The sequence below is a fragment of the Limnospira sp. PMC 289.06 genome, from assembly GCF_032350395.1.
Lineage (GTDB): Bacteria > Cyanobacteriota > Cyanobacteriia > Cyanobacteriales > Microcoleaceae > Limnospira > Limnospira platensis.
In genome coordinates, this window is sequence record NZ_JARPLC010000521.1 from 1 (window position 1) to 385 (window position 385).

Consider the following 385-nt stretch of genomic DNA (forward strand, 5'->3'; position numbering starts at 1 on the left):
AGAAGGGGTCGAGAATGGAGTCACCTCCATCCCCTCCCATTCAAAACCGTACTTGAGACTTTCACCTCATACGGCTCCTAGTCTGACCGTCTCCTTGTTAAGAGTACAGCATCATCTCTTCATCAAGAGCTGTCTTATCATCGCGGGTGTGGCGATGTAATAGTTGAAGATTTTTGTATTCATCCTTTCCGCCATGGCTTCTAGGTACAATGTGGTCTACTTCAATTAAATCTGATGGGGTAAAGAATTGCCCACACCAGGTACATCTACCTTTTGGTTTTTTGAGTAGTTTTGCTACCCTAGTTGGCGTGTCGATTGCTTGTCCTTTTCTGGTTGCCCAGTAAGTCCAATTTCCGTCATAAAGTGTTGCGTCAGGGCGTATTAT

Annotated in this window: 1 protein-coding gene; it reads right to left on the bottom strand. The window is 44.9% G+C overall.

Features of this window, described 5'->3' with window-relative positions; genetic code table 11:
• Nucleotides 1–97: 97 nt before the first annotated feature.
• Nucleotides 98–385: HNH endonuclease signature motif containing protein (locus P5674_RS26090; protein ID WP_315670510.1), on the bottom strand; the 288-nt coding region annotated here is incomplete at its 5' end.